This window comes from Lentzea sp. NPDC004782, assembly GCF_040609115.1.
In the GTDB taxonomy this organism is placed as follows: Bacteria; Actinomycetota; Actinomycetes; order Mycobacteriales; family Pseudonocardiaceae; genus Lentzea.
Genome location: NZ_JBEXJN010000009.1, coordinates 161,988 through 188,215, shown reverse-complemented (window position 1 = coordinate 188,215; position 26,228 = coordinate 161,988). Strand labels below are relative to the sequence as shown.

28 protein-coding genes, 1 tRNA gene and 1 pseudogene are annotated in these 26,228 nt (G+C 68.5%); 18 read left to right on the top strand and 12 right to left on the bottom strand.

Annotation, left to right across the window (positions count from 1 at the left end):
* Positions 1 to 90 precede the first annotated feature (90 nt).
* From ABZV40_RS11600 to ABZV40_RS11575, 6 genes are all read left to right on the top strand, one after another.
* Positions 91 to 288 (top strand): helix-turn-helix domain-containing protein, encoded by a 198-nt coding sequence (locus tag ABZV40_RS11600; RefSeq protein WP_355438737.1) that lies wholly within the window; start codon positions 91 to 93, stop codon positions 286 to 288.
* Positions 281 to 619 (top strand): WhiB family transcriptional regulator, encoded by a 339-nt coding sequence (locus ABZV40_RS11595; RefSeq protein WP_355438735.1) that lies wholly within the window; start codon positions 281 to 283, stop codon positions 617 to 619. The genes ABZV40_RS11600 and ABZV40_RS11595 overlap by 8 nt, the downstream gene beginning before the upstream one ends.
* Positions 616 to 948: a hypothetical protein gene (locus ABZV40_RS11590; RefSeq protein WP_355438733.1), complete on the top strand. Its 333-nt coding sequence runs from the start codon at positions 616 to 618 to the stop codon at positions 946 to 948. The genes ABZV40_RS11595 and ABZV40_RS11590 overlap by 4 nt, the downstream gene beginning before the upstream one ends.
* Positions 945 to 1,583: a hypothetical protein gene (locus tag ABZV40_RS11585; protein WP_355438731.1), complete on the top strand. Its 639-nt coding sequence runs from the start codon at positions 945 to 947 to the stop codon at positions 1,581 to 1,583. Before ABZV40_RS11590 ends, ABZV40_RS11585 begins: the two co-directional genes overlap by 4 nt.
* Complete coding sequence (locus ABZV40_RS11580) at positions 1,580 to 3,673, top strand: FtsK/SpoIIIE domain-containing protein (protein WP_355438729.1); 2,094 nt, start codon at positions 1,580 to 1,582, stop codon at positions 3,671 to 3,673. Before ABZV40_RS11585 ends, ABZV40_RS11580 begins: the two co-directional genes overlap by 4 nt.
* Before the next feature lie 151 nt (positions 3,674 to 3,824).
* Positions 3,825 to 5,588: a recombinase family protein gene (locus tag ABZV40_RS11575; RefSeq protein ID WP_355438727.1), complete on the top strand. Its 1,764-nt coding sequence runs from the start codon at positions 3,825 to 3,827 to the stop codon at positions 5,586 to 5,588.
* Here ABZV40_RS11575 and ABZV40_RS11570 read toward each other — a convergent pair.
* A tRNA-Leu gene (locus tag ABZV40_RS11570) sits at positions 5,570 to 5,652 on the bottom strand. The genes ABZV40_RS11575 and ABZV40_RS11570 overlap by 19 nt on opposite strands.
* Before the next feature lie 192 nt (positions 5,653 to 5,844).
* Here ABZV40_RS11570 and ABZV40_RS11565 point away from each other — a divergent pair.
* Positions 5,845 to 6,768, top strand: a complete 924-nt coding sequence (locus ABZV40_RS11565) for a squalene cyclase (protein ID WP_355438725.1) — start codon at positions 5,845 to 5,847, stop codon at positions 6,766 to 6,768.
* Here the strand turns inward: ABZV40_RS11565 and ABZV40_RS11560 are convergent.
* From ABZV40_RS11560 to ABZV40_RS11545, 4 genes are read right to left on the bottom strand one after another with little or no spacing between them, the layout of a single operon-like run.
* Positions 6,765 to 7,370 (bottom strand): response regulator transcription factor, encoded by a 606-nt coding sequence (locus tag ABZV40_RS11560; protein ID WP_355438723.1) that lies wholly within the window; start codon positions 7,368 to 7,370, stop codon positions 6,765 to 6,767. The two genes, ABZV40_RS11565 and ABZV40_RS11560, sit on opposite strands and share 4 nt — an antisense overlap.
* The gene (locus ABZV40_RS11555) at positions 7,367 to 8,506 is read right to left on the bottom strand and encodes a histidine kinase (protein ID WP_355438721.1); all 1,140 of its coding nucleotides are present in this window, start codon (positions 8,504 to 8,506) and stop codon (positions 7,367 to 7,369) included. Before ABZV40_RS11555 ends, ABZV40_RS11560 begins: the two co-directional genes overlap by 4 nt.
* A complete protein-coding gene (locus ABZV40_RS11550) occupies positions 8,503 to 9,210 on the bottom strand; it encodes an ABC transporter permease (RefSeq protein ID WP_355438719.1) in 708 nt (235 codons plus the stop codon). The genes ABZV40_RS11555 and ABZV40_RS11550 overlap by 4 nt, the downstream gene beginning before the upstream one ends.
* Positions 9,207 to 10,091 (bottom strand): ABC transporter ATP-binding protein, encoded by an 885-nt coding sequence (locus ABZV40_RS11545; protein ID WP_355438717.1) that lies wholly within the window; start codon positions 10,089 to 10,091, stop codon positions 9,207 to 9,209. The genes ABZV40_RS11550 and ABZV40_RS11545 overlap by 4 nt, the downstream gene beginning before the upstream one ends.
* A 200-nt stretch (positions 10,092 to 10,291) precedes the next feature.
* Here ABZV40_RS11545 and ABZV40_RS11540 point away from each other — a divergent pair, with 200 nt between their 5' ends.
* The 7 genes from ABZV40_RS11540 (at position 10,292) to ABZV40_RS11510 (ending at position 17,253) form a co-directional block, all read left to right on the top strand.
* On the top strand, positions 10,292 to 11,449 hold the full coding sequence (locus ABZV40_RS11540) for a helix-turn-helix domain-containing protein (protein WP_355438715.1): 1,158 nt from the start codon (positions 10,292 to 10,294) through the stop codon (positions 11,447 to 11,449).
* 144 nt (positions 11,450 to 11,593) lie between these two features.
* The gene (locus ABZV40_RS11535; RefSeq protein ID WP_355438713.1) at positions 11,594 to 12,181 is read left to right on the top strand and encodes a DUF6801 domain-containing protein; all 588 of its coding nucleotides are present in this window, start codon (positions 11,594 to 11,596) and stop codon (positions 12,179 to 12,181) included.
* A 27-nt stretch (positions 12,182 to 12,208) separates the two neighbouring features.
* Positions 12,209 to 13,099 carry a glutaminase gene (locus ABZV40_RS11530; RefSeq protein ID WP_355438711.1) on the top strand — a complete coding sequence of 297 codons (891 nt, stop codon included), beginning with the start codon at positions 12,209 to 12,211 and terminating at the stop codon, positions 13,097 to 13,099.
* Between the two features lie 28 nt (positions 13,100 to 13,127).
* Positions 13,128 to 14,444, top strand: coding sequence for a M20/M25/M40 family metallo-hydrolase (locus tag ABZV40_RS11525; RefSeq protein WP_355438779.1), 1,317 nt, complete (start codon positions 13,128 to 13,130; stop codon positions 14,442 to 14,444).
* A gap of 10 nt (positions 14,445 to 14,454) precedes the next feature.
* Positions 14,455 to 15,246, top strand: coding sequence for an SDR family NAD(P)-dependent oxidoreductase (locus ABZV40_RS11520; RefSeq protein ID WP_355438709.1), 792 nt, complete (start codon positions 14,455 to 14,457; stop codon positions 15,244 to 15,246).
* Positions 15,247 to 15,300: 54 nt separating this feature from the next.
* Positions 15,301 to 16,134, top strand: a complete 834-nt coding sequence (locus ABZV40_RS11515; RefSeq protein ID WP_355438707.1) for an alpha/beta hydrolase — start codon at positions 15,301 to 15,303, stop codon at positions 16,132 to 16,134.
* A gap of 12 nt (positions 16,135 to 16,146) precedes the next feature.
* The gene (locus ABZV40_RS11510) at positions 16,147 to 17,253 is read left to right on the top strand and encodes a hypothetical protein (protein WP_355438705.1); all 1,107 of its coding nucleotides are present in this window, start codon (positions 16,147 to 16,149) and stop codon (positions 17,251 to 17,253) included.
* Here the strand turns inward: ABZV40_RS11510 and ABZV40_RS11505 are convergent.
* From ABZV40_RS11505 to ABZV40_RS11490, 4 genes and pseudogenes are all read right to left on the bottom strand, one after another.
* The gene (locus ABZV40_RS11505; RefSeq protein WP_355438703.1) at positions 17,250 to 17,678 is read right to left on the bottom strand and encodes a hypothetical protein; all 429 of its coding nucleotides are present in this window, start codon (positions 17,676 to 17,678) and stop codon (positions 17,250 to 17,252) included. The two genes, ABZV40_RS11510 and ABZV40_RS11505, sit on opposite strands and share 4 nt — an antisense overlap.
* 238 nt (positions 17,679 to 17,916) lie before the next feature.
* On the bottom strand, positions 17,917 to 18,129 hold the full coding sequence (locus ABZV40_RS11500) for a DUF5703 family protein (RefSeq protein WP_030465938.1): 213 nt from the start codon (positions 18,127 to 18,129) through the stop codon (positions 17,917 to 17,919).
* Positions 18,126 to 18,563 (bottom strand): annotated as a pseudogene (locus ABZV40_RS11495) (hypothetical protein); the annotation flags it as partial. The pseudogene ABZV40_RS11495 and the gene ABZV40_RS11500, both read right to left, overlap by 4 nt.
* A 398-nt stretch (positions 18,564 to 18,961) precedes the next feature.
* Entirely contained in the window at positions 18,962 to 19,927 is a 966-nt protein-coding gene (locus ABZV40_RS11490; protein ID WP_355438701.1) for an aldo/keto reductase, read from the bottom strand.
* A 71-nt stretch (positions 19,928 to 19,998) separates the two neighbouring features.
* On the opposite strand from ABZV40_RS11490, the gene ABZV40_RS11485 reads away from it, so the two are divergent.
* From ABZV40_RS11485 to ABZV40_RS11475, 3 genes are read left to right on the top strand one after another with little or no spacing between them, the layout of a single operon-like run.
* The gene (locus tag ABZV40_RS11485; RefSeq protein ID WP_355438699.1) at positions 19,999 to 21,048 is read left to right on the top strand and encodes an LLM class F420-dependent oxidoreductase; all 1,050 of its coding nucleotides are present in this window, start codon (positions 19,999 to 20,001) and stop codon (positions 21,046 to 21,048) included.
* Positions 21,045 to 21,872: an undecaprenyl-diphosphate phosphatase gene (locus ABZV40_RS11480; protein ID WP_355438697.1), complete on the top strand. Its 828-nt coding sequence runs from the start codon at positions 21,045 to 21,047 to the stop codon at positions 21,870 to 21,872. Before ABZV40_RS11485 ends, ABZV40_RS11480 begins: the two co-directional genes overlap by 4 nt.
* Positions 21,873 to 21,882: 10 nt before the next feature.
* Positions 21,883 to 22,575 carry a histidine phosphatase family protein gene (locus ABZV40_RS11475; protein WP_355438695.1) on the top strand — a complete coding sequence of 231 codons (693 nt, stop codon included), beginning with the start codon at positions 21,883 to 21,885 and terminating at the stop codon, positions 22,573 to 22,575.
* Here the strand turns inward: ABZV40_RS11475 and ABZV40_RS11470 are convergent.
* Complete coding sequence (locus ABZV40_RS11470; RefSeq protein ID WP_355438693.1) at positions 22,547 to 23,725, bottom strand: DUF6596 domain-containing protein; 1,179 nt, start codon at positions 23,723 to 23,725, stop codon at positions 22,547 to 22,549. The two genes, ABZV40_RS11475 and ABZV40_RS11470, sit on opposite strands and share 29 nt — an antisense overlap.
* On the bottom strand, positions 23,722 to 24,093 hold the full coding sequence (locus ABZV40_RS11465) for a YciI family protein (RefSeq protein ID WP_355438691.1): 372 nt from the start codon (positions 24,091 to 24,093) through the stop codon (positions 23,722 to 23,724). Before ABZV40_RS11465 ends, ABZV40_RS11470 begins: the two co-directional genes overlap by 4 nt.
* A 113-nt stretch (positions 24,094 to 24,206) precedes the next feature.
* Between ABZV40_RS11465 and ABZV40_RS11460 the strand changes: the two genes are divergently transcribed.
* Positions 24,207 to 24,656 (top strand): nuclear transport factor 2 family protein, encoded by a 450-nt coding sequence (locus ABZV40_RS11460; RefSeq protein WP_355438689.1) that lies wholly within the window; start codon positions 24,207 to 24,209, stop codon positions 24,654 to 24,656.
* A 70-nt stretch (positions 24,657 to 24,726) separates the two neighbouring features.
* Here ABZV40_RS11460 and ABZV40_RS11455 read toward each other — a convergent pair whose 3' ends face one another.
* A complete protein-coding gene (locus ABZV40_RS11455; protein ID WP_355438687.1) occupies positions 24,727 to 26,199 on the bottom strand; it encodes a M4 family metallopeptidase in 1,473 nt (490 codons plus the stop codon).
* Positions 26,200 to 26,228 lie beyond the last annotated feature (29 nt).

Genomic DNA, 26,228 nt, shown 5'->3' with positions numbered 1-26,228 from the left:
CGCCGTTCGCGACCTCGCACGTCTTCGTGACAACTGATATCAGCACAAATTGAACTGAAATCATCATTTCTCGTAGAAAGGTCATTCCTCATGCGTACTTCTCTGCCTTCCTCCGCGCACACCATCCGCGAGACCGCGTGGCTCCTCGGCGTCACCCGGTCCGAGGTCTGCCGCGCCATCCGGCTCGGCAAGCTGCACGCCGAACGTCGGCGCGGCCAGACCGTCATCCCCGTGAGCGGGCTCCTGCCGCTGCTCGCCAACGCTGGTCCGGGGGTGCTCCGTGACTGACGACCGACTGATCGGCATCGCGTGGTCGCTGGACCGCCTGCGGTGGGTGCCGACCGACCAGCTCGCCGAAGTGGTCGAGCGTGACGGCCTGTGCATGTGGGCGTTCACGAACGAGCCGCCCGACGCTGGCGAACAACTTGCCGATCGTGAACTCGCCGAGCGCACCTGTGCTGGCTGTCCCGTCCAGCACGAGTGCCTGGAACTGGAGCTGCGCACGGCCGGTGAGCAGACCACCGGCGTGTGGGGTGCGCTCACCGAGGACAACCGGCGGGAGTTGTACCCGCACTGGCTCCGTCGCGGTGACCGCTTCGAGAGGGGGCCGCGTTCATGAACGCTCTCACTCTCACCCCGACTCAGGTCATGGCGGGTGTTGGTGCGCTCTTGGTCCTGGTGCTCGTGTGGCGTACGGCGTCCCGTCGCGCGAAGGCTGCGGCGAGCGCTGCACGCACGGGAGCGCGGTTCGCCTCGCTCGCCGGGCGCGTGCTGTTCAACGCCGCGCTGATCGTCGTGGCGCAGTGGATCGTGATCACCCAACGAGGTAGCGGCTGGCTGCTCGTCGCGGTGCTCGCCGTGCCAGCGCTGTTCGCGTCGTACGCCCTGACCAAGGCGCTGACCGTGACGACGTACGAGCCTCGTCGCCGAGGCGGTGAACGGCGATGAGCGAGCCGATCGAGCGCGTAGCAGTGCAGGTCGATCGGTTGTGCTGGACCGGCATCCTGCTCGGGCTGGCGTTCACGATGACCAACGTTCAGCAGTTCGCGGCGGCTGGTTCTCCGGTGTGGTCGCTCGCCTGGTGCGCGGCGTGGCTGCTCGACCCGATGGTGTCGCTGGTGCTCCTGGCGATCCTCCGGGCCGAGCAGGTCACGGCCCGGCATGGCGTCCGCATGGGTGGCTGGGTGCGGGCGGCGAAGTGGTTCACGCTCGGCGCGACGTACGTCATGAACACCTGGAGTGCGTACGCCGCCGGATCGGCCGCGCTGGTGGTGCTGCACTCGGTTCCGCCGCTCGTCGTGTTCGTCGCCGCCGAGGCGGTGACCGATCTTCGAGACAAGCTCGGCTCGGCGGTCGTCGCGTTCACGGCGGAGCAGGAACCGTCGACTTCGCCGAGCCCTCGGCGGAAGGCGCCGAAGCGCGCGAATCCGAGGACGTCGTTTGACGACTACCTCGCGGTTGCCAGAGCGGCTCGAACGCCGGACGTGACGATCACGCCCGCGTGGGTGCGTGAGGTGACGGAGTGCTCACGCGGTCTGTCGTCGAAGCTGGCAGCGGCACTGAACGCCGAGGTGCAGCCATGAACGGCGAGATGGTTCCGGCCGGACCGGTGTTCGAAGGTGAACTCGTCGACGACCACGCGGACGTGACTCAGCCGCCACACGCTCACCGCGTGGCGGGCTGGTGGCAGCGGTCGCGGTTCGTTCCGGCGGCGTTGAAGTCACGGCAGGCGCTCGGGTATGCGGCCAAGGACGGGCTCGTGTGGTTGGCGCGGTCACCGTTCCGTTTCGTCCGAGCCACCTTTCGTGGCCTGGTGGTCGCCGTGCGCGGCTGGCGGCGATGGGTGCGGGTGCACGACTACCGCGAGGCGGCTGAGCAGTCCGAGAAGCTGGCGGACAAGTTCGCCGAGATCCGTGGACTGACGTTGTTCCGGTGGAAGGTAACCGGTGCTGTAGCCGCCGTTTCCCTTGTCTCGCTTGCGATCCTCGATCTCGTCTACGGGCACCGAGTGTTGTGGGTTGCCGGCGTCGTCGGCTCGGCGGTGTTGGCGATCTTCGGCAGGCAGAAGGATGGGAATCCCGGACGGAAGGCCGCTCTTGCGGGGCCGCGCTCGCTCGCGTGGACGATGGACTCACAGATCCTGGTGGACGCATTTCGTGACGCGAAGCTGATCGGCAAGGACGAAAGCCTGCGGCTCGTCGAGCGAGCGAAGCACCAGGGCGGGGGATGGGCGGTCACCATCGACCTACCCGCCACCCGCAAGGCGGCCGACGTCGTCAAGCATCGCGAAGACCTGGCGTCCGCTCTGGCAGTCGACGAGATCCAGCTCAGCGTCGAGCGCGTGCGCGGCAACGGCGGACACGCTGGACGCGTCGCGATGTGGGTTGCCGATGAGGACCCGTACGCCAAGCCGCCGATCCGGACGCCGTTGCTGGCGGTCGAGCGATGGGACGCGTGGCGGCCGGTGCCGTTCGGTACCGACGCACGCGGCAGGCGGATCACGCTGCCGTTGGTGTGGACGTCGCTTCTCATCGGCGCGCTTCCCAGACAGGGCAAGACAATGGCCGAACGGTTGGCAGCCGCGGGCTTGATCTTGGACCCCCACGTGCGGCTGTACGTCGCCGACTTCAAGAACGGCAAGGACTGGAAAGCCGCAGAGAAGGTCGCCCACCGGTTCATGGCGGGCGACGACGCCGAACACGTCCTTGCGTTCCTCGACTGGCTCGTCGAGCTGGTCGCCGACGTTCAGGATCGCTACCGGAGGATGCAGGACCTCGACGACGTGACGTGTCCCGAGTCGAAGGTGACGCCGGACATGTCTCGTGATCAGTCGCTGGCAATGCCGATCACGGCGCTGATCGTCGACGAGGTCCACATCGCACTGGAGGACCGCACTCCCGTTGAGGTGCAAGGGAAGAAGCTCACGGCGGGGGAGTACATCGGTGAGCTGCTGACGTGGTTGGCGAAGAAGGCGCCGGCTGCGGGAATCATCCTCGTTCTGGCGACCCAGCGACCAGACAGCAAGACCATCCCGACCAAGCTGCGTGCTGTGCTCGGCTCTCGCTTCGCCTTGCGCGTCATGGACTTTCGCGACAGCAACATCATCCTCGGCGAGCAGATGAACACGCGCGGATACGACAGCAGTCGACTACTCCCATCCCATCGAGGCGTCGGCATCTTGCGGCCGGACGGCGAGACCCAAGCTGGCGCCGATGTGCTCGCGCTGACCGTGCGGACCTACTACATGCCCAACGAGGACTGGCGGGAGATCTGCGAGCGCGGCCGTGTCCTGCGGGAGGCAGAAGGGACGCTGAGTGGCCACGCGGCGGGGCGGGACGTTCCGCCGATACTCGACCGCTCGACGGCGGTCAAGGCTATCGGAACCGGCACCGTGGCGAGACTGGCCGAGGTCGAGCTACCGGAACCGCTGGCATCGGTCGTCGAGTACCTCGGCGACGGCCTGGACGAGCGGGACTTCGTGCCTACCGCCGAACTCGTCGGAGCACTGGAAGTCGAGGCGACAGCGTTCGGTGCGGACATGGCGGAGTTCGACTGTCGGCCCACGCGCCAGTACGTCCAGGACGGCGAGAACACCCGGCGAGTACGCGGCTACCTGACGGCCGACATTCGAACGGCGATAACTGAAATCAGTTCCTCGGGTGGGTCGTCATGACCGCCGATGACCAGCAGGGGAAGCGCGTCACGGTCTACGTACCGGTTGATCCACCTGTCCTAACTCGGCAGGTAAGCCGCATACTGCTACAGATGCTGATCGAAAGAACCGAGATCGAGGTGCTCGACGTACCTCGGGGAGAGGAGGTGTGATGACTGCTGAAATCAGCACAGACCCGTGGGCAACGCTTGACGACCTCTGGGGTGTCGAGGCGGTGAGCGTCCTCGACGAGGGGATCGGGCCGTTGGCGTTCAGCGGCCGGTGTTCGACCGAGGACAACCAAGACCCAGAGACGTCTCGCGCTTGGCAGTTCGGCAACGCCCAGAAGTTCGTCGAGCCGCTCGGCGGTGTCATCGTCGAGGAGTTCTTCGACGTTGGTCAGTCGCGGTCCGTGCCGTGGGAGCGACGGCCGGAAGCGGCTCGGCTGCTGGAGGCGCTGAAGGACCCCAACCGGGGCTGGAGCGGCGTCGTGGTCGGTGAAGGGACGCGGTGCTGGTTTGGTAACCAGTTCTCGTTGATCGCACCCCGGTTCGAGGCGTACGGAGTGGATCTGTGGGTGCCTGAACTCGGTGGGAAGTTCGATGCCCGCAACCCGTCACACAAGATGCTGATGAGCGTGCTCGGCGGCATGAGCGAGTCGGAGCGACAGCACGTGCAGGCGCGTGTTCGGGCCGCCATGGATGCCCAGGTGGTCAACGAGGGACGGCACCAGGGCGGCCGAGCGCCGTACGGCTACGTCGTGGTGGACGGCGGCCCTCACCCGAACCCGCGCAAGGCAGCCGAGGGCTACAGGTTGCGCGTGCTCGCCGTTGACGACTCGGCGGCCGAGGCGGTGCGCCGGATCTTCGCCGACTACCTGAGCGGCGAACTCGGTGACCGGGCGATCGCGACTCGGCTCAATCGCGACGGCGTGCCGTGCCCATCGGCATTGCGGCCAGAACAGAACCGGCATCGGCTCGGCGACGGCTGGCAGGGGAGCACGGTCCGGGCGATTCTGGAGAATCCGCGCTACACGGGCTATGCGTTCTTCGGCCGGTGGCGAAAGTTCGAGACGCTGCTCGACCCGGACGACGTGGCGGCCGGTCACGTCGTCAAGTTCCGCCGATCGAGTCCCGACCGCGTTGTTCGCTCTCGCCGACCTGCGCACCCTGCGCTCGTATCGGTCGAGGAATTCACGCAGGCCCAGCTACTGCGGAAGTCACGAGCGGCCGGTGGCATGCGAGGACGGGCGAAGCTTGAGCGCACTCGCACCAGCGGAGCGCGGCCGTACATCCTGAAAGGCCGGATGCGGTGCGGAATCTGCACACGGAAGATGCAGGGAGCGATCATCCGGAAGGAACACACCTACTACCGGTGCCTGGCGCGCTCGTTGGCTCCAGGGTCAGCGGCACTGACCAACCATCCGAGGACGGTGAATCTCGCCGAGGACGTCGTGCTGGAGCCGCTGAACAAATGGCTGTGCCAGGTCTTCGACCGCAAGAGCATGGATCGGACCGTGGTGCACCTCGTCGCGTCACAGGGAGGACCAGAGGAAAAGTCGACGACGCGGGATGCCGCGAAGAAGCGGCTTGAGGCAGCCGAGGCCGAATTGCGGCGGTTTCAGGCGGCGATCGCGGCCGGAGTCGCCCCCGTGGCGCTGGTGAAGGCGATCAACGAGGCGGAGGAACAGCGCGCGGCGGCGAGCGCGGAACTGAAGGGCTTGCCCGCACCGACAGCGCTCACTGCTGCTGAGGTACAAGCGAGGCTCGACGGGCTCGACGACGTGACAACAATCATCACAGAAGGGAAGCCGGAAAGGCTCGCGAGGCTTTACGAGGATCTCGGAGTTGAACTCAGGTACGACATAGCAGAAGAGGCCGTCTATGCGACGACCTCTCCGCGTGTGTTTAACGTACGTGTCCGAGGGGGGACTTGAACCCCCACCCCCTTGCGGGGACTAGCACCTCAAGCTAGCGCGTCTGCCATTCCGCCACCCGGACGTATTTAGTTCTGCCGCGGCTCGCGCCGTGGTGTGTGCATAGGTTACATGATCGTCGCCGCGCGCCAAAATCGGGGGGTTGGCCTGCGGTTTGCGCTGGTCAGCGGCGGTGGTCGACGGCGGTGAGGACGTAGGGGGTTGGCCGGGCCTCAGGCCGGCGGGTCGGTTGGGTGCGGAGCGTTAGGGTCGGTGCATGAGTGAGCTGGTGGGGTGGTTGCTCGACTCTGATCCGGCTCTGCGGTGGCAGGTTGAGCGGGACCTGCTCGGGGAGCCGCAGGCGGTGTGGGAGGCCACGCGGGCGAGGGTGGCGAGTGAGGGGTTTGGGGCTCGGCTGCTTGCTGAGCAAGGGGGCGATGGGATGTGGGACGGCGGGGCCTTCTTTCCTGCCGGGTTTGACGTGGGTGGGGGTGGGCAGCCCTGGACGGCTACCACGTGGTCGCTCAACTCGTTGCGGGAGTGGGGGTTGGACGCCGCGGTGCTTCGGGGGCGCCGGACGGTTGAGTTGCTTGCGGAGCACTGTCGGTGGGAGTACGAAGGGCGGCCCTATTGGGGTGGTGAGGTCGACGTGTGCATCAACGCGTGGACGCTTGCCAACGGGGTGTGGCTCGGGGCGGATGTCGAGGGGATTGCTGAGTGGTTCCGTGTGCATCAGCTTGGGGATGGCGGGTGGAACTGCGAGTGGGTTGAAGGGGCGGCTCGGTCTTCGTTTCACTCGACGCTCAATGCGCTCAAAGGGTTGTTGGCGTACGAGCGGGCTGGCGGGCGCGTGCACGCGGCGCGTGAGGTGGGGGAGGAGTACCTGCTTGAGCGGCACCTGTGTCGGCGGCTGTCCACTTGGGAACCGGTGGGGGAGTGGGTGTCGCGGTTCCGGTCGCCGTTTCGGTGGGAGTACAGCGTGTTGAACGCGTTGGACTACTTCCGGGAGGCCGGGGTCAGGGATTCGCGGATGGCCGAGGCGGTTGCGATGGTCGAGGGGGCTCGGCAGGCGGACGGGACGTGGTTGCAGGCTGGGCGGCATCCTGGGCGCGTGTGGTTCGAGATCGATGTGGACGAGGGTGAGCCGTCCAAGTGGTTGACGTTTTGTGCCATGCGGGTTCTCGCTTGGTGGGGGAGTTAGATCCAGCCTCGGGCCTTGGCGAAGCGGGCTGCCTCGTGGCGGTTGGAGGCGCCGGTTTTGCCCACGGCGGAGGACAGGTAGTTGCGGACCGTGCCGGGGGACAGGGAGGCGCGGCGGGCTATTTCGTCGATCGGGGCGCCTTCCAGGGCCAGTTCCAGGACGTCGGCTTCGCGTGGGGTCAGTGGGTTGTCGCCTGCGCTGATGGCTTCGGCGGCCAGGGCCGGGTCGACGTAGCGGCCGCCGGCGGCGACGGTGCGGACGACTGTGGCCAGGACGTCGGAGGAGACGGTTTTCGGGAGGAAGCCGCGGACGCCTGCGGCCAGGGCGCGTTTCAGGTGGCCTGGGCGGCCGTGGCTGGTGACGATCATCGTTGAGCACGACGGGAGTTCGGACGAGAGGGCCTGGGCCACGGAGACGCCGTCGAGGTCGGGCATCTGCAGGTCGATCACGGCCACGTCCGGACGGACCACGCGGGCGGTGGCCAGGGCTTCGGCGCCGGTGGCGGCTTGGGCGACGACTTCCAGGTCGTCCTCCAGCGACAGCAACGCCGCCATGGCGCCGCGGATCAGGTGTTCGTCGTCGGCCAGCAGGATGCGGATCACGGGAGCTCCACGGTCAGCACGAAGCGGTTCGGCGGTTCGGAGGTCGCGGACACCGAGCCGCCCAGCGCTGACACGCGTTCGCGCAGGCCGGTGAGGCCGCTGCCGAAGCGGAACGGGGATGGCGCCGCGCCGTCGTTGGACATGGTGAGAACCTTGCCGCGCAACGTGATCGTGCACGTGCGGGCCTCGCTGTGGCGCAGGACGTTGGTCACGCCCTCACGGACCGCCCAGCCCAGCGCGCCCGCGGGCTCGCCGTCGAAGGTGACGTCGCCGATCACGCGGCAGTCGATGCCGGCGGAGGCGAGGAGGGAACGGGCGCCCGCCAGTTCCACGGACAGGTCGGCGGTGCGGTAGCCGCTGACGACGGCGCGCAGTTCGTCCAGGGAGTCCTGGGCGATGCGGCGGACCTCGAGCATCTCGTCGATCGACTCCGGGCGGTCGCGGCGGGCGAGCTGGGCGGCCAGTTCGGCTTTCAGCGCCACGACGGAGAGGTTGCGGCCCACCACGTCGTGCAGGTCGCGGGCGAAACGGAGGCGTTCCTCGGCGACGGCGAGGTTCGCGCGGACCTCACGGGAGCGGTCGAGCTCCCAGACGAGCCCCACCATCCACAGCGTCGTCCGGAACGCGAACGCCACCAACAGCAGCATGGCGACGACGTACACGGCGCGGTTCGGGGACGCGGTGAGCAGCACGAACAGACCGCTCGCGGCGGACGCGAGGATCAGGGTGCGCGGACGGACCACCGCGGACAGGGTCGTGATCGTGAGGACGAGGATCATGACCGCGACGGCGTCGGCGGGACCGTCGGGCTTGCCCGGGGTCGGCACAGGGAACGCCACCTGCGCGGCGACCAGCACCGCGCAGGTGAAGACGAGCAGGATCACGAGCGGCCGGCGCGGGTACGGGACCCTGCCGAGGTGGTGCTCGATGCCGAGGTGGACCAGGCGCACGCTCAGCACGATGTGGATCAGCACCGACGCCGAGATGGCCAGAAGCGCGGCCGTGCTGATCTCCTCCGCCAGCCCGATGATCAGCAACGGTGGCAGGAACAGGTAGCTCAGGTAGAACGTCGCGCGCACGAACAGGTCGAACCGCGCCGCGTTGCCCCTGGACCGCCACCAGCCGAGCAAGCTCACCTCCGAGGATCCCAGCGGAACCAGCGACGTACAGCGTAGGTGCCGAGGCCGATCCACAACGCCAGAACGATCATCGGGCGCAGCACCGGACCACCGTCCCAGCCCGCGCGCAGCAGGTCGAGCACCGGGCTCAACGGCAGCAGGCGCAGCACCGTGCCGACGCTGTCCGGCAGCACCGACACGGGGAAGAACAGGCCAGAACCGAGCACGCACGCCATGAGCACCGGCAACGACGTCACCTGCGCCATCTCGACCGTGCGCGTGAACGCCGAAGAGGCCGCCGCGAGCAGCATGAACACGATCACGCCCCCGACGACTCCCACGAGCAGGAACCACGGCCGCGACGGCAGATCAATGCCCGTCATCACACCGACGATCACCGCGAACAACGTCATCTGCCCCAACGCCACCACGACGGACGGCAGGGAAGCGCCGAGCAGGATCTCCGGATCCATCAGCTCGCCGACGCGAAGACGCTTCAGAACGAGCTCTTCCCGCCGCGCCACGAACGTGGTGACGAGGTTGTAGTAGACCGCCATCAGCAGGACGAACCCCGTCAGCCCGATGACCAGTGGCACGCCGTCAGCGTCCGCCGCCATCAACGCCGGCACGAGCAGCAACGGCAGGATCAACGAGTTGAACAGCGCGGTCTTGTTGCGCCAGAACAACTTCAGCTCGGCCTGCCCCACGGCCACGGCCCTCATGCCGCCTCCTCCGCGATCGCCAGGAACGCCTCCTCCAGGGACGCCGACCGAGCGTCCAAACCGGACAGCTCCACCGAGTTGGCGTGCGCCCACGTCAGCAGTTCGTGCAGCGTTTCCTGCAGGTTGTTGGTCCGCACGGTGACCCGCCCCGCCCCGTCCTCCGACGCCACGACGGGCAACGGCACACCGGTCGGCGGCACGAACGAAATGCGCGACGGATAGGCGTCCACCACCTCGGACACCGTCCCCTGGGCGACGATCCGGCCTCGATGCATGATCGCCAGACGGTCGGCCAGCGCCTGCGCCTCCTCCAGGTAGTGCGTCGTCAGCAGCACGGTCACGCCCTCGCGCAGCAACGAACGGATCAGCGCCCACGTGTTGCGCCGGCTTTCCGGATCGAGTCCGGTCGTCGGCTCGTCCAGGAACAGCACCTCGGGCCGCCCCAGCAACGCGAGCGCCAGGTCCAGGCGCCGCCGCTCGCCACCGGACAGCTGCTTGACCCGCACGGAAGCCCGATGCGGCAGGTCGACGAGGGCCAACGCTTCATCGACCGGACGTGCCGAGGTCAACGTCCCCGCCCACATCCGTGCGGCCTCGGTCACGGTGAGGTCGGGCGGGAATCCGCCTTCCTGCAGCATCACGCCCACACGCGGCCGTACGAGAGAGCGTTCCCGAAACGGATCGTGCCCCAGCACGGACACGGTGCCGGAGGCAGGACGTGAGAGCCCTTCCACCACTTCGACCGTGGACGTCTTCCCCGCGCCGTTCGTGCCGAGCAACGCGAACATCTCGCCCCGCTCCACCTCGAACGAGACGCCCCGCACGGCCTCGAAACCCCCGCTGTACCGGCGGGTCAGCCCACGCACCTCGATCACCGTCATAAGCCCACGATCTCGGCGGACACGCCGGAAAGGCAGTGCCGCGAAACATCAGAAAGCCATGACAGATGTCACGGGCGGTAGCGACCCACGACCTCCACCAGCACTGCGGCCGCCCACCGCCGCAAGGCCGTTCTTCCTGTGAACCACTTGGTCCAGTTGGCTGAACGACCGCGTTTCGTTTACCTCCTACACTCGCGAGGATGAATCAGCTGGACGATCCACGCCGATCGGTCCCGCGGGAGCTGGCGCCGTTGCTCCGAATGGAAGTGCCGCCGTTGTCGGTGGCCATTTTCGAGGCCATCGAGAAATCGATTCCCGAATACAGCCTGTTCCGCGAGAACGTCGTCGACGGCATTCGGCAGGCGTTGGTGAAGTTCGTCGACATGATCGCCGAACCGGAGGCCGGGCGCGACCCGCACGACGACATCCACCGCAAGCTCGGGGCCTGGGAGTTCAAGTCCGGCCGCAGCCTGGACAGCCTGCAGGCCGCCTACCGGATCGGGGCGAGGGTGGCGTGGCGGCACGTGTGCGGGTTCGCCGAGCAACGCGAGCTGTCGCTGCACCAGATGTCGGTGCTCGGGGAGGCGATGATCGCCCACGTCGACGAGCTGGTGAGCCTGTCGGTGGAGGGGTACGCGGCCGCGCAGGCGAGTGCGGCCGGGACGCTGGAACGCAAGCGGCGCAAGCTGATGGAGCTGCTGCTCGGTGATCCGTCGACCAACTGGCAGGCCGTGCTGGACGCGGCGGAGGCGGCGGCGTGGCCCATGCCCGAGCGGCTCTCGGCGGTCGCGCTTGAGCCGTCCGCCGCGCCGCCCGGCGACCTGCCGCCGGACGTGCTGGTGAACTTCGAGGACGCCACGCCGTACCTGCTGGTGCCGAACCCGGCCGCGGTGTCGCGCTGGATCCGCCGGGCACTGCCCGGTTGGCACGTGGCGATCGGGCTGCCGGTCGCTCCCGCAGAAGTGCGCAGGTCGCTGGCCTGCGCACGGCGGGTGCTCGGGCTGGCGCGCGAGAAGGTGCTGCCGGACCGGCCCGTTCTCGACTGCGCCGATCATCTGGTCGAGCTGACCGTGCTCGCGGACGAGTTCCTGGCCCGGCAGCTGGCCGAGCGCGCGCTCGCGCCGTTGGGGCCGCTGACCGACCGGCAGCGCACGAAGCTCGCCGAGACGTTGCTGGTGTGGCTGTCGGCACGGGGTGGCGCACCCGAGGTGGCCGCGCGGCTGCAGGTGCATCCGCAGACCGTTCGCTACCGCGTGAACCAATTGGAGGAACTGTTCGGCGACCGAATGCAGGACGCCGAGGAGCGGTTCGCGCTGGAGCTCGCGCTGCGGGCGCACAATTTATTGGATCGCGACTGATAAAAGGCGCCGGGTCAATTCGTACGCAGGTGATAAAAGCGGGTTTCCTCTTGCACTGCGGAATGTGGTGTGGCTACATTACCGGCGAGTAAACAAAGCCCGCCTTCTTGCAGTTCAATGTCGTACTCATGGAGGTCCCTGCAGATGAAGACCCTCGCACGCGCCGCTGCCTGCGTTCTGGCCACCGGAGCGCTGACTGCGGCGATGGCAGGTACCAGCTTCGCCGCGACCGCGTCGCTGAACCTGACCTACAACTGCGCCTTCACCCTCATCGGCGCGCAGGACATGCCGACCACGGTCAGCTCCGCGAACCTGCCGGACTCGGCGGCGGTCGGCGTGCCGACGGCGGCGTCCGACACCACGGTGACGAGCACGGTGTCGCAGGATGCCACGACCACGCTGGCCTGGCTCGGCGCGAAGACCGTCGACGGCACGATGACCAGCAACGTGCCTGTGACCAACGGGTCGGCCACCCAGACGCTGACGTCCGTGTCGACGATCCCGAGCACGCCGGTGCCGTCCAGCGGCACGTTCAGCGTCACCGCCACGGGCACGTTCCCGGCGATGACCCTGGCCAACGCCGGCACCGCGACGATCTCGCTCGGCAACGCGACGCTGAAGCTCACGCCGCGCCTGGCCGACGGCTCGCCGACCTTCCTCGGCACGATCACCGTTCCCTGCACCGTCAAGGCCGGTCAGAACACCTCGTTCTACACCTTCCCGGTGGCGTAGTGCCGGTCCCGTGATGGGATTGGCGGCATGGAGCTCCAGCAACTGGTGGACCGCATTGCCGCCGAGGTGACGCCAGGGGGTGCAGTCGCCGACTACATCCCCGCGCTCGCCAGGATCGATCCGCACGCCTTCGGCCTCGCCGTCGCCACACTGGACGGCGAGGTCTTCGGCGCGGGGGAGTACCGGACGCCGTTCTCCATCCAGAGCATCTCCAAGACCTTCACGCTCGCGCTGGCCCTGTCGCACAACGACGACGTGTGGACGCGCGTCGGCCGTGAACCGTCCGGATCGCCGTTCAACTCGCTGGTCCAGCTGGAGACCGAGCACGGCATCCCGCGCAACCCGTTCATCAACGCCGGTGCGCTCGTCGTCACCGACCACCTGGGTTTCGGCGCCGCTGACCGGCTGCTCGACTTCCTGCGTCAGGAGAGCGGCAACCCCTCGCTCGACGTGGACCCCGAGGTCGCCAAGTCGGAGCTGGACCACTCCGACCGCAACCGTGCTCTCGCGCACTTCATGGCCTCCTACGGCAACATGCGCAACCCGGTCGATGTCGTGCTGCACGAGTACGTGCGGCAGTGTTCGATCCGGATGAGCTGCGCGGACCTCGCCCTGTCGACGCTCTTCCTGGCCCGGCACGGCGTCCGCAACGACGGCACGCGGCTCCTGGGTGTCAGCGCTGCCAAGCGGGTCAACGCCGTGATGCTCACGTGCGGCACCTACGACGCCGCCGGCCAGTTCGCCTACCGCGTCGGCCTGCCCGGCAAGAGCGGCGTCGGCGGCGGGATCATCGCCGTCGTCCCCGGGAAGTGCGCGATCTGCGTGTGGAGTCCAGCATTGGACGCACGCGGCAACTCGGTCGCGGGCGTCGACGCCTTGGATCGGTTCACCACGTCCACGGGGTGGTCAGTGTTCTGACTGGTGATAGGAAGACTGGGTGAGCACATTGGGGAACGCGCTGGCACTGGCGCAGGACGAGGCGGTCACCCTGGTCAGCGAGCTGATCAGGATCGACACCACGAACACGGGTGATCCCGCGACGCTGGTGGGGGAGCGCGAGGCCGCCGAGTGGGTGGCGGAGAAACTGTCCGAGGTCGGGTACGAGACCACGTACGTCGAGTCGGGCGCTCGCGGCCGCGGCAACGTGATCGCGCGGCTGGCCGGTGCGGATCCGAGCCGGGGCGCGCTGCTGGTGCACGGTCACCTCGACGTCGTGCCCGCGGACGCCTCCGAGTGGTCGGTGCACCCGTTCTCCGGTGCCGTGCAGGACGGGTACGTGTGGGGCCGCGGCGCCGTCGACATGAAGGACATGGTCGGCATGACGCTGGCCCTGGCGCGGCACTTCAAGCGGGAAGGGATCGTGCCGCCGCGCGACATCGTGTTCGCGTTCCTCGCCGACGAGGAGGCGGGCGGGCTGTTCGGCGCGAAGTGGCTGGTGGAGAACCGGCCCGAGCTGTTCGAGGGCGTCACGGAGGCGATCAGCGAGGTCGGCGGGTTCTCGATCACGCTGAAGGACGACGTGCGGGCGTACCTCGTGGAGACCGCCGAGAAGGGCATCCGCTGGCTCAAGCTGCGGGTCAAGGGCACCGCGGGCCACGGCAGCATGATCCACCGGGACAACGCGGTCGCGAAGCTCGCCGCCGCCGTCACGAAGCTGGACCAGCACCAGTGGCCGCTGATCATCCGGCCGTCGGTGCGCGAGTTCCTCGACGGCGTCAGCGAGATCACCGGGCTGGACTTCCCCGACGACGACGTCGAGGGCTCGATCGGCAAGCTCGGCGCGTTGTCGCGGATGATCGGCGCGACGCTGCGCGACACCGCGAACCCGACGGTGCTGTCCGCCGGCTACAAGGCGAACGTGATCCCGTCCACCGCCGAGGCCACTGTGGACTGCCGGATCCTGCCGGGACGCGAGGAGGCGTTCGACCGCGAGCTCGCCGAGCTGCTCGGGCCGGAGGTCGAACGCGAGTGGGTCGGCCTGCCGCCCGTGGAGACCACGTTCGACGGCGCCCTGGTGGACGCGATGACCGCGTCGATCATCGCCGAGGACCCCGGTGCCCGCGTGCTGCCGTACATGCTGTCCGGCGGCACCGACGCCAAGTCGTTCCAGCAGCTCGGCATCCGCAACTTCGGCTTCGCGCCGCTGAAGCTGCCGGCGGATCTCGACTTCTCCGGGCTCTTCCACGGCGTGGACGAGCGCGTGCCGGTGGAGGCGCTGAAGTTCGGCGTGCGCGTGCTCGACCGATTCCTGCGCAACAGCTGAGGAGCATTCTGTGTCCACTGTGGACTTGAAGGGCCAGGTCGCGCTGGTCACCGGCGGCGCGGGCGGTATCGGTGCCGCCGTGTCGCGCCGGCTCGCGAAGCTCGGCGCACGGGTGGCGGTGCTCGACCTGGACGCCGCGGGGGCACAGCGGATCGCGTCGGCGACCGGCGGCATCGCGATCGTGGGGGACGTGGCGGACCCCGGCACGATGCCCGCCGTCGTCGAGCAGGTGGAACGGGAGCTCGGCCGGCTCGACGTCGTCCACCTCAACGCCGGGATCGGGGGCGGGCAGACCGGGGTGGACGACACGCTGGACGTCGCCCGCTACCGGAAGCTGATCGGTGTCAACGTCGACCACGTGGTCTACGGGCTCTGCGCGGCCGTGCCGGCGTTGCGGCGGCAGGGCGGCGGCAAGATCGTGATCACGGCGTCACTGGCCGGCCTGACCGCCATGCCGTCGGACCCGCTGTACACGCTGACCAAGCACGCGGTCGTCGGGTACGTGCGGGCGGCGGGAGAGGTGCTGGCGCGGGAGAACATCGCGGTCACCGCGTTGTGCCCGGGGTTCGTCGACACGTTGCTGCTCGGCGCGGCCAAGGAGGAGTTCGACGCGGTCGCGTTCCCGCTGCTGACCCCGTCGGACATCGCGGACGCGCTGGAGTCGGTGCTGGCCGGGGCGGCGTCGGGACAGGCGTGGGTCATCCAGCCCGGCGGACGGTCATCGGCGTACGAGTTCCGCGGGGTGCCCGGCGTCGGCGGCGGGCAGCTGCCGCCGGATGTGGTGCTCGGCCGCGTTCGATAACCGGATCCGTGTTGTCTCGTTAGGACGAACAGACGACGCGGCGAAAGGGATCAGATGGTGCGGCTGGAGGACGGGACCGAGCTCAACGTGGTGCGGGCGGGCGACCCCGAGGCGCCGGTGACGGTCGTGCTGGCGCACGGCTACGCGCTCGACCACCGCAGCTGGCACAAGGTGGTGGCCGACCTGAGCCAGGACTTCCAGGTCATCGCCTACGACCACCGCGGGCACGGCAGGTCGGCGGGTGCCACCAAGGAGACGGCGACCATCGAGCAGCTCGGGGACGACCTCGGTGAGCTGATCGAGCGGGCCGTGCCGCAGGGCCAGGTGGTGATCGCCGGGCACTCGATGGGCGGCATGGCGGCGCTGGCCATGGCCGAGCGCCGGCCGCGGCTGTTCCGGCAACGCGTGCTGGGCAACGTGTTCGTGTCGACGGCGGCGAGCGGGCGCAGTGAGACGTCGCTGGCGTGGCCGAAGGCCGTGGGCAAGCTCGTCCGGGAGCTGGAGCGGGCGTTCGGGCCGCTCGTGCGGGCCGTGCGGGAGAAGATCGAGCCGACCAAGACGGCGGGACTGCGGTGGTGGCTCTTCGGCGACCAGCCGAAGGACGAGGACGTCGAGCTGACCGCGGACATGGTGTGGGGGCAGTGGCCGGAGACGGTCGCGCTGTTCCGGCCCGCCGTCGACCGCTACGACCGCGAGGCAGGGCTGACCGTGGCCAAGGAGAAGACCGTCGTCGCCGTCGTGGGGGACGAGGACCGGCTCGTGCCGGAGACGGACGCGGCCAAGTTCGGCGGGACTTCGGTCATTCTGGCTGATGCCGGACATATGCTTCCGCTGGAACGGCCGTCGGAGCTCGCGAACCTGATCCGCGAGGTGGCCGCCGAGGCCTAGCTGGGGGAGAAGGTGCTGCGCTACCTGGAACCGCGGACGGACGTGCCCGCGAAGGACGACTGGTCGACCGGTCTGATCCTGCAGGAGCTGGGGATGGTGCGGCACGCGCTGTCGACCGTCGCGCTGGTGTCGCTCGCCGGGCTCGTCGGCTGTCTCTTCCTGCCGATGGTGGCGGGCAACATCGCGGCGATCGTGGTGTTGTCGCTGCTGTTGCTGATGGGTGCGGTTGGCCCGGTGATGCACCGCGTCGAGACGTTGCCGGTGCGCAGGGGACTGCTGGAGGAGCCGTGGCGGCGCAGCCCGGCGACCGTGGTGGACAACCCCGGCGTCAAGTACGCCACCTACGTCCGGCTGGCCGACGGCACCGTGCTCGAGAGCTTCGACGTGGAGCTGCCGGACATGGTGCACGAGTTCGGTGAGATCTTCCTCTGCGGACCGAACGACCGGGGCAAGGCCGTCGTGCGGGTCGCGGGCCTCGCGGAGACGGCGAACGCGAAGGTGGTCAGTCCGGAAGGTGTCGTGCCCCGTGAACCGGGGGAGCGGTACGAGCTCGGCCGCCCGCTGGACGAGCCCGCGGTGCGCAAGGCGTTCTCCGGCCTGGTGGCGGGCACGCACGCGGCACTGGGCGCCGTCATCCCGGCCGTGATCGGCGCGGTGATCGTGCTGATGAGCCTCTGGCCGGTCGCCCCGGCCGGCCTGGTCGTCGGCGGCTTGGTCGTGGTCCTGTCGCTGCTGATGCTGCCGTCGACGATCGAACTGGGCCGCTGGTACCGCGACGCCGTCAAGGGGATGCGCGCCGCGCAGACGTGGACGCCGGTGCCGGTCACGCTGTTCCCGTGGCAGCCGGGCACCCTCGTGTCCGGCCTCGCGACCATGCCGGGCGGGCGGCTCGCGCTCGTGCAGTTCGTGGACCCGAACCTGCACGTCGTCGCGAACATCGCCGACACCGGCACCATGTGGATCGCCGGCGTGCACGAGGACGTGATCGCCGTCGGCGTGCCGAGGGTGCCGGTGCTGACGATCGCGGCGGTGCAGCCGGACAGCGACACGCCGCGCGAGGCGCCGGTCCCGTGGATCCAGCGCCTGCGCCAGCCGGACTTCAGCGGCCTGCCGCGTTAGACGGGGGAGCGGCGCGCCCTGCCGGGCGGACGTCCGAAGAGCCGGACGTGCTCGTCGACCAGCCACTCCTTGAGCGGCGCCCACTCCGGGTGGTGGTTGAGCACCAGCAGCCGGTGCATCCACCAGTTCGGGTCGTCGTGCCGCGGGAACGCCGCGAGCCACGCGGCCCGCTCGTCCGCGGACAGGCCCCACAGGTGGGCCAGCTGCCCCTGGGCGTCGGTGTCGAGCCGCGCGGTGACCCGGCCGTCCTCGGTGTGCCACTCGGCGCGGAGTTCGCGCAGCACGGCCAAGGCACGGTCGTCGCCTTCGTCAGCGGTCACGACAACTGTGTGAAGGCCCTGCGCCGCGGCTTCGGCGAGCAGGGCTCTGGTGGACGTTTCGTCGTGCGGCAGTGCGCTGTGCGCGACCCCGACTTCATGCGGCACGAGCTCCATGACACCGCATCTGATCACATCAACAACCAATTCGGTGCATTTTATTGCTTCAGTGTTGACTGAAGAGTCATCTTCGCTGCGTGATCGGCCATGCTCGCTCCGTCACTCACAATCACTTCAGCACAGACCGAAATAAGCGACCAGTCGAGTGCGAGTTCCAGCTCGTGCGCGAGATTGTGCTGCCGCCGGAAGCAGTCGGGACCTTCCGGCGGGCTTCAGCGGCTCCGCGTCAGGTGATCAGGCCTGGCAACAGCGCGGGCTGCCGCTTGCGGCGCAGCCAGACCTTCCGGGAGCCGTCGCCGTAGAGCAGCGTGCGGGACAGTTCCCAGCCCGCGAACTCGGCGTGGATGGCCAACTGCGTGGTCGCGGTGCGGCGGGAGATGCCCGGCGGCAGACGCAGCGGCCGGTACTCCCAGTCCCCGTCGATCACCCCTTCGTTCATGGCGAGATCACCTGTATCCCTCCGTTGTCGCCGGACGTGACGGTGACGCGTCCGGTCTCCTGGTCGACGCTGACCGTGTTGGGCTGACGCACGGTGGGGAACCGGTACTTCTCGGTCGGTTCGCCACCGGCGACGTTGAGCCCGACGACCTCGTTGCGCTCGGTGAGCGTGATCCACGCGATGTCGCGCTTGGCGTCGTAGGCGATGCCGTACGGGCTGCCGGGGACGGGGTAGCGCTGGCGCATGATCAGCGGGTTGATGCTGAACGCGAGGAACTCCCCGCCGCGGGTGTCGACGACGAGCAGCCGGCCGTAGCGGTCCGCGACGGCGTTGGTGGCGCCGTCGCCTGCCCGCAGGCCGGTGCCGCGCGTTTCGGCGCCCTTGTCGTTGGTGGTCATCTCGAACACCGCGCTGCGCAGCCGGTCGAGCTCGATGTCGCGGCCGTTGACCTTGAACTTCAGCGTGGTGTCGCCCTCGGTGAACGTGCCGCCGGGGGTGACCTCGCCGGGCAGTGAGGCGTTCTGGGCGGGGGAGTGGGCCGGCTTGGCGGCCTCGAGCGTCGCCGCGACCTGCAGCGGGTCCTGTGACCCCTCGCTCTGTCCGCACGCGGCGAGCGTCGCGGTGGTCAAGAGCAGAGCAGCGAGCCGGCGCAAGATCGGGTCCTCCTGAGATACGTCGTGGTCTTCCAGCATCCACGACGTTCGGGCGAAGGTCACGCAAGGGGTGGGGTGAAACCCGTTTGGCCTCCTTGTGCAATAGCCTCTATTGCTTCAGTGTTGACTAAAATCAACCCTCACCACAACTCACCCCAGCAAACAACCAGACCCCAAAATCAAGGCATAGGACGCTCGGGGTAACCCAGCTCGATGGCGCTGACGTCGTCCAACGCGGCGCGGATCGCAGGTGGCAGGGTCAGCTGCTCGGCTTCCAGCGATGCGATCAGCTGGTTGGTGTCGCGTGCGCCCACCACGGGTGCGACGACGCCGGGCCGGTCGCGCACCCAGGCCAGTGCCACGCACAGCGCCGAGGTCCCGAGCCCGTCGGCGGCGGTCGCGACGGCCTGCACGATCCGGGCGGCGCGCTCGTTGCGGTGCTGTTCCACGTACCCGGCGAAGTGCGCGGAGGCGCCGCGTGAGTCCGGTGGCGTTCCGTTGCGGTACTTGCCGGTGAGCACGCCTCGTCCCAGCGGCGCCCACGGCAGCAGTCCGAGGCCGTGGTGCAGCGCGGCGGGGGCGACTTCGCGTTCGATGCCGCGTTCAAGCAGGGAGTACTCGACCTGGGTGGAGATGAGCGGGAAGGTCGAGGGGGTCATGACGGCGGTGGCGAGCTGCCAGCCGCTGTAGTTGGAGATGCCGGCGTAGCGGACCTTGCCGGCGGAGATGGCGTGGTCGAGGGCGGAGAGGGTTTCCTCGACGGGCACGTTCGCGTCCCAGGCGTGCAGTTGCCAGAGGTCGATGTGGTCGACGCCGATGCGGCGCAGTGATCCGTCGAGTGCGGCGAGCAGTGCGCCTCGGGAGGCTCCGCCGCCGAAGGGGCCTTCGGTGCGGCGGGCGACGGCTTTGGTGGCGATGACCAGTTCGTCTCGGGGGACGACTTCGCCGAGCAGGCCGCCGAGGATGCGTTCGGACTCGCCTTCGGTGTAGACGTCGGCGGTGTCGACGAGGGTGCCGCCGGCGTCGGCGAAGGCCATGAGCTGGGTGGCGGCCTCGTCCGCGTCGGTGTCGCGGCCCCACGTCATCGTGCCCAGTGCCGTCCTGGAGACGCGGAGGCCGCTGCGGCCGAGGTATCGCTGTTCCACGTGCGCGATGCTAAGGGGTGATCATCGGCTGAGCCTGGCAATCGGTGTTACTGACCGGTAGGGTCTCGCCCGTGAAGCTCGGATTGAACCTCGGATACTGGGGCGCCGGCAACGACGCCGCGAACCTTGAGCTGGCCAAAGAGGCCGACCGGCTCGGCTTTTCGGTGGTGTGGGCCGCGGAGGCCTACGGTTCCGACGCGCCGACGGTGCTCGCGTGGGTGGCCGCACAGACCGAACGCATCGACGTCGGCAGCGCGATCTTCCAGATTCCGGCGCGGACGCCGGCGATGGCGGCGATGACGGCGGCCACTTTGGACACGTTGTCGGGTGGCCGGTTCCGGATGGGGCTGGGCGTGTCGGGTCCGCAGGTGTCGGAGGGCTGGCACGGGGTGCGGTTCGACAAGCCGCTGGCGCGCACGCGTGAGTACGTGGAGATCGTGCGCAAGGCGCTGAGCCGCGAGAAGCTCCGTTACGAGGGTGAGCACTACACGCTGCCGTTGCCGGACGGTCCGGGCAAGGCGTTGCAGCTGACGGTGCACCCGGTGCGCGAGCAGATCCCGATCTACCTGGCTTCGGTCGGTCCGAAGAACCTGGAGCTCACGGGTGAGATCGCGGACGGCTGGCTGGCGATCTTCTTCTCGCCGGAGCACTCGGCCGAGTCGCTGGCGAGCGTGCGGGCCGGTCGGGAGAAGGCCGGCAAGTCGATGGACGGGTTCGACGTGGTGCCGACGGTGCCGTTGATCGTGGGTGAGGACTGGAAGGCGTGTGCTGATCCGGTTCGGGCGTACACGGCGCTGTACGTGGGCGGTATGGGCAGCCGCAAGCAGAACTTCTACAACAACCTGATGGTGCGGATGGGTTTCCCGGCTCAGGCGGAGGAGATCCAGGAGAAGTACCTGGCCCGTGACTACGCGGGGGCGATGGCGGCGATTCCGCTGGAGTTCCTGGATGCGACGTCGCTGTTGGGGCCGAAGGAGCGCATAGCAGACAAGATGAAGGCTCTTGCTGCCGCGGGGGTCACCACGCTGTCCGTTTCGCCGATGCTGCAAGATCTGGAGCAGGGGATCGCGGGTCTTCGGACCGCGGCCGAGGCTCTGGATCTGGCAGGAGTGGGTAGTTGAGCTGGTTGCAGGCTCTGGTCCTCGGACTGGTCCAAGGACTGACGGAATTCCTGCCGATTTCCAGCAGTGCGCACTTGCGCATCACGTCGACGTTGTTCTTCGGCAACGACGCGGGTGCGTCCTTCACGGCGGTCATCCAGCTGGGGACCGAGGTGGCGGTGCTGATCTACTTCGCCAAGGACATCGGGCGGTTCATCGCCGCCTGGTTCCGCGGGTTGTTCAGCGCCGCCGCGCGTCAGGAGAAGGACTACAAGCTCGCCTGGTACGTGATCATCGGTTCGGTGCCGATCTCGGTTCTGGGTTATCTGCTGAAGGACGAGATCCGCACGTCGGCGCGGAACCTGTGGATCACGGCGACGATGCTGGTGGTGTTCGGTCTGCTGCTGGGTCTGGCGGATCATCTGGCCAAGCACTCGCGGGACGAGCTGCGGATGAAGGACGCGATCGGGATGGGGCTGGCGCAGGCGCTGGCGCTCATCCCGGGCGTGTCGCGTTCGGGTGGCACGTTGACGGCGGGTCTGTTCCTGGGGCTGACGCGGGAGGCGGCGGCGCGGTACTCGTTCCTGCTGGCGATTCCGGCGGTGTTCGGGGCGGGGTTGTTCTCGATTCCGGATGTGCTGGAGCGTTCGGGTGCGGGTGTGCAGGCGTCGGTGCCGCAGATGATCGTGGCGACGATCCTGGCGTTCGTGGTGGGGTACGCGACGATCGCGTGGTTGTTGAAGTACGTGTCGAAGCACTCTTACTCGGCGTTCGTGTGGTATCGGCTGATGCTGGGCCTGGTGCTGATGGGGCTGCTGTCGATGGGGTTGTTGCAGCCGATCTAAGGTGGAATCCGTGGCCACGGTGATTCTGCTTCGACATGCGCGTTCGACTGCCAACGGTTCCGGTGTGCTGGCCGGGCGGTCGTTGGGTGTGGGGTTGGACGAGCGGGGGCAGGCGCAGGCTGCGGCGCTGGTGGGCCGGTTGAAGGACGTTCCGGTCTGTGCGGTGGTGTCGTCTCCTTTGCAGCGTTGCGAGGAGACGCTCGCGCCGTTGCTGGCGGATCGTGCTCTGGAGGCGGTCGCGGAGCCGGATGTGTCCGAAGTGGATTACGGGGCGTGGACCGGCAAGGCGTTGAAGGACCTGTTGAACGAGCCGTTGTGGGCGGTGGTGCAGCAGCATCCGTCGGCGGCGGTGTTTCCCGAGGGTGAGGGGCTCGCGCACGTGCAGGCGCGGGCGGTGGCGGCGGTGCGGGCGCATGATGCGCGGATCGCGGAGGAGCACGGGCCGGGTGCGGTGTGGGTGTTGTGCTCGCACGGTGATGTGATCAAGTCGGTGCTGGCGGACGCGTTGGGTGTGCATCTGGACGGGTTCCAGCGCATCGTGGTGGATCCGTGTTCGATCTCGGTGGTGCAGTACACGCAGACGCGGCCGTTCGTGTTGCGGGTCAACGACAACGGTGGGGATCTGGCGGGTGTGGTGCCGAAGGCGCCGCCGCAGGAGGAGCCGTCGTCGGACGCTACCGTGGGTGGCGCGACCGGGACCTGAGGTAGCGCTGTTCGGGCGCGCTCAGCGTGAGCTTCGCGGCTTTTTCGTATTCCTGTTGTGCGGCGTCGTGTTGTCCTTGCAGGTCGAGGAGATGTGCGCGGACGGCGTGGACTCGGTGGTGGTCGAGGTCCAGCGTGGACAGTTCGTCGAGTGCTTTGTGCGGGCCGTGGACCATGGCGACGGCGACGATGCGGTTGAGTGAGACCATGGGGCCGGGTGCGGTGACGGTGAGCAGCTCGTAGAGGCCGAGGATCTCGTGCCAGTCGGTGTCGTCGGCGGTCTTGGCGCCGGCGTGGACGGCGGCGATCGCGGCTTGGAGCTGGTAGGGGCCGATCTGGGCGGTGGCCAGGGCTTTCTGGATGAGCGTCGTGCCTTCCGCGATGGCGTCGGTGTCCCATTTGGTGCGGTCTTGTTCGGCGAGCGGGACGAGTGCGCCGTGGTGGTCGGTGCGGGCGGGGCGGCGGGCGTCGGTGAGCAGCATCAGCGCGAGCAGTCCGGTGAGTTCGCCGTCGTCGGGTCGTCTGCGGTGCAGCAGGCGGGTCAGGCGGATGGCTTCGGCGGTGAGGTCGACTCTGAGGAGGTCGTCGCCGGAGCTGGCGGTGGAGCCCTCGGTGAAGATCAGGTAGAGCACGTGCAGGACCGCGGTGAGGTCGGCCGGTGGCCGGAACTTGGCGCCTTTGATCTTCTGCTTGGCGCGGCTGATGCGTTGGGCCACGGTGGGTTCCGGTACGAGGAACGCGCGGGCGATCTCGGCGGTGGTGAGGCCGCCGACCGCGCGGAGGGTGAGTGCGATCTGCGAGGCGGTGGTGAGGCTGTCGTGGCAGCACAACGCGAGGATCGTGAGCGTGTCGTCCTGGGCGGGTACGGGGTCCGGTGGCGGTGGGGTCAGGGCGATGACCTTTTCCTCGCGTTGACGCCGTGCGACGTCGGACCGGTACTGCTCGATCCAGCGGCGGCCGGCCGCGGTGATGAGCCAGCCTTTCGGGTTGTCGGGGACGCCTTCGGCCGGCCACTGCTGTGCGGCGGCGAGCAGGGCTTCCTGCACGGCGTCCTCGCAGACGTCGAACTGGCCGTGGCGGCGCACGAGGACGCCGAGGACCTGCGGCGCCAGGTCGCGCAGCAGGTCCTCGATCTGTGGTGTGGTCCTCACAGGTCGAGCATGCTCATGTCGAAGACGGGCCGGATCTCGATGCCGTCGTTGTGCGCGTCGGGCAGGGTGGCGGCGTGGGCGACGACCTGGTCGATGGTGTCGGCCTCGACCAGGTAGAAGCCGGCCAGGTACTCCTTGGCCTCGGCGAACGGCCCGTCGGTGACGACGACCTCGCCGTTTTTGATGCTGACGCCTTTGCCGGTGTCGGGTCCGGCGAGGCCTTCGCTGACGACGAGTTCACCGGAGGCGCGGAGCTTGTCGGTGAGGTCGTAGTGGGCCTGCCCGAACTGCATCTGCTGCTCTTCGGTCAGCTTCTCCCACGCGGCGCGCGACTTCGGGTTGCTGTAGATGAGGATCAGGTACTTCACTTCGGCCTCCGCTCCTGGCTGGCTCGCCAAAAATCTTCTCACCGCCATGTCGAGACCGCGGGCCGTGCTTCGACATCGCTGTGTCAGCGGGTTCGAGAGGGAAGGTTTCGGAGATGACTCAGACGCTGGTGCAGGACGAGGCCGCGATCCGCGCGTTGTTCACCGAGCTCGTGGAGGGCATGCGGGAACGCTCGCCGGGGCGGGTGGTCGCGCGGTTCGCCGAGGACGCGGTGACGTGCACGCTGGCGCCGCCGTTGCGCAACACCGGCCTGGACGCCCGTGACCCGGAGGCGGTGGCGGGGTGGATGGCGGGGTTCGACGGGCCGATCACGGTCGAGCACCGGGATCTGGAGGTCGCGGTGTCCGGTGATGTCGCGTTCGTGCACGGGTTGCAGCGGCTGGCGGCGGTGCCCGTCGGGTATCCCGAGGGCTTCTCGATGTGGACGCGGGTGACGGTGGGGCTGCGGCGGCGTGAGGGGCGGTGGCTGGTCACGCACGAGCACCAGTCGGTGCCGTTCCACATGGACGGGTCGTTCCTGGCGGCCACAGACCTGGAGCCCTGAGCTGGAAACATGCCGGGGCCCGGACCGTGCAGGGGTGCGGTCCGGGCCCCGGTCTTCTTCGTGGCGGGTCCTACTTGACGTTCACCGCGGCCCAGGCGCGGTTGACCGCCGCGTACTCCGGCGACGAGGCGCCGTAGAGGTCGGCCGCGGCGGCGAGGGTGCCGGTGCGGGCGGCGGCGTACTTGGTGCTGGAGGTGAACTTGGTGGTCAGCGCGCGGTACCAGATCTTCTCGGCCTTGGCGCGGCCGATGCCGGTGACGGGCTGGTTGTCGTAGGTGGGGGAGTCGTAGGCGACGCCGTTGATGGTCTTCTGGCCGCTGCCCTCGGACAGCAGGTAGAAGAAGTGGTTGGCGATGCCCGAGGAGTAGTGCACGTCGACGCTGCCCGCGGTGGAGGACCAGTAGTCGAGGCTGCGGCCGTCCTTGGAGGGTTTGTCCATGTAGCGCAGCGGCTTGCCGTCACCGCGGATGTTGATCTTTTCGCCGATCAGGTAGTCGCCGACGTCGCTGCTGTTGGAGGCGTAGAACTCCGTGGTGGTGCCGAAGATGTCGCTGGTGGCCTCGTTGAGGCCGCCGGACTCACCGGAGTAGACCAGGCCCGCGGTCGCGGAGGTGACGCCGTGTGACATCTCGTGCGCCGCGACGTCGAGCGAGGTCAGCGGGTTCTGGTTGTTCGCGCCGTCGCCGTAGGTCATGCAGAAGCACGAGTCGTTCCAGAACGCGTTGCTGTAGTTGTTGCCGTAGTGGACTTTGCTCAGCGCGCCCACGCCGTTGTTCTTGATGCCGTTGCGGCCGTGGACGTTCTTGTAGTAGTCCCAGGTCTTGGCCGCGCCGTAGGCGGCGTCGACGCCGGCGGTGGCGGGGTCGGTGTAGGTGCCGTTGCCCCACTTGTTGTCGGCGTCGGTGAACAACGTGCCGGTGCCGGAGCCGTTGGCGAGGTTGTTGACCGACTGGTTGCCGCGCGCCGGGTCCTTGAGCTGGTAGGTGCTGCCCGACTGGGTGGTGTTGAGGGTGACCGTGCCGCTGAAGGTGGACTGGCCGGTGCCTTCGGCGTCGTGGATGTCGTCGTAGGACAGCAGCTTCTCGCCGGTCCTGGCGTCGGTGAACGTGTGCAGTTCGCTGGGCGTCTGGTCGTGCTTGACGCTGTGCTCGACGGTCTCCCAGGCCAGCACCGGGGCGTGGTCGAACGCGAACACCACGAGCGTCGCGCCGGAACGGGCCGCGACGGGCGCGGAGGTGTCGAGGCCGGCGAGGGAGGCCCCGGACGCCTTCGCGACGCCGGTGACCTGGCCTGACTTCTGGGTGACGACCACGTCGCCGCCGAAGACCTTCAGGCCGTTGAGTGTGCGGTCGAACCGCAGGTGGTTCGTGCCGTCGGCGTCGCGCACGACGTCTTTCGGGACGAGCCGCTCGCCCCCGGCCAGGCCGAGGGCGGTGGAGATCGTCCCCGCCGGGTCGGCCGCGTTGGCCGTGAACGTGCCCGTGGCGGCCAGTGCCGCCGCGGACATCAGGGCAGTCGTGATGCCCAGGGTTTTGCGCTTCATGAACGCTCCTTGTTCCGGTGCAGGGAGTG

Excerpts from the sequence above, each read along its gene's own strand:
- ABZV40_RS11580 (WP_355438729.1), top strand. The coding sequence starts at position 1,580 with ATGAACGGCGAGATGGTTCCGGCCGGACCGGTGTTCGAAGGTGAACTC.
- ABZV40_RS11530 (WP_355438711.1), top strand. The coding sequence starts at position 12,209 with ATGGAGCTCCAGCAACTGGTGGACCGCATTGCCGCCGAGGTGACGCCA.
- ABZV40_RS11590 (WP_355438733.1), top strand. The coding sequence starts at position 616 with ATGAACGCTCTCACTCTCACCCCGACTCAGGTCATGGCGGGTGTTGGT.
- ABZV40_RS11540 (WP_355438715.1), top strand. The coding sequence starts at position 10,292 with ATGAATCAGCTGGACGATCCACGCCGATCGGTCCCGCGGGAGCTGGCG.
- ABZV40_RS11515 (WP_355438707.1), top strand. The coding sequence starts at position 15,301 with ATGGTGCGGCTGGAGGACGGGACCGAGCTCAACGTGGTGCGGGCGGGC.
- ABZV40_RS11600 (WP_355438737.1), top strand. The coding sequence starts at position 91 with ATGCGTACTTCTCTGCCTTCCTCCGCGCACACCATCCGCGAGACCGCG.
- ABZV40_RS11535 (WP_355438713.1), top strand. The coding sequence starts at position 11,594 with ATGAAGACCCTCGCACGCGCCGCTGCCTGCGTTCTGGCCACCGGAGCG.
- ABZV40_RS11575 (WP_355438727.1), top strand. The coding sequence starts at position 3,825 with ATGACTGCTGAAATCAGCACAGACCCGTGGGCAACGCTTGACGACCTC.
- ABZV40_RS11545 (WP_355438717.1), bottom strand. The coding sequence starts at position 10,091 with ATGACGGTGATCGAGGTGCGTGGGCTGACCCGCCGGTACAGCGGGGGT.
- ABZV40_RS11460 (WP_355438689.1), top strand. The coding sequence starts at position 24,207 with ATGACTCAGACGCTGGTGCAGGACGAGGCCGCGATCCGCGCGTTGTTC.
- ABZV40_RS11550 (WP_355438719.1), bottom strand. The coding sequence starts at position 9,210 with ATGAGGGCCGTGGCCGTGGGGCAGGCCGAGCTGAAGTTGTTCTGGCGC.
- ABZV40_RS11585 (WP_355438731.1), top strand. The coding sequence starts at position 945 with ATGAGCGAGCCGATCGAGCGCGTAGCAGTGCAGGTCGATCGGTTGTGC.
- ABZV40_RS11565 (WP_355438725.1), top strand. The coding sequence starts at position 5,845 with ATGAGTGAGCTGGTGGGGTGGTTGCTCGACTCTGATCCGGCTCTGCGG.
- ABZV40_RS11455 (WP_355438687.1), bottom strand. The coding sequence starts at position 26,199 with ATGAAGCGCAAAACCCTGGGCATCACGACTGCCCTGATGTCCGCGGCG.
- ABZV40_RS11500 (WP_030465938.1), bottom strand. The coding sequence starts at position 18,129 with ATGAACGAAGGGGTGATCGACGGGGACTGGGAGTACCGGCCGCTGCGT.